1 protein-coding gene is annotated in these 400 nt (G+C 69.8%); it reads right to left on the bottom strand.

Annotated elements, in window-relative coordinates:
* Positions 1–400 (bottom strand): ABC transporter ATP-binding protein (locus ACNPM4_RS08435; RefSeq protein ID WP_448985389.1); only part of this gene is annotated, 400 nt, incomplete at both ends.

Below are 400 nucleotides of genomic sequence, written 5' to 3'. Positions count from 1 at the left end.
GCTCGGCTCGTCCGCGATGAGGATCGGCGGACGATTCACGAGTGCGCGGCAGATGCCGACCCGCTGCCGCTGGCCGCCGGAGAGTTCGTGCGGTGCGCGGGCGCCGAGGTGTCCGATCCCGAGCCGATCCATGAGCTGTGCGGTATTCGCCAGGGTGTCTGCGGAGACCCGGCCGCGTCGTCGCACCGCCGGGAGCAGGATGTTGTCGATCACCGCCAGCTCGTCGAGGAGGTCGGTGCGCTGGAACACGAAGCCGAGGGTGGTGCGACGGATGTGTGCGAGGGCCTTGTCGTCGAGCGCGGAGAGATCGTCGTCGCCGATGCGCACCGACCCCGATGACGGCTGGTCCAAGCCGCTCAGACACGAGAGCAGAGTCGTCTTGCCGGAGCCGCTGGGGCCC

This window comes from Microbacterium umsixpiens (assembly GCF_053543675.1).
This window is presented reverse-complemented; position numbering and strand designations above follow the sequence as displayed.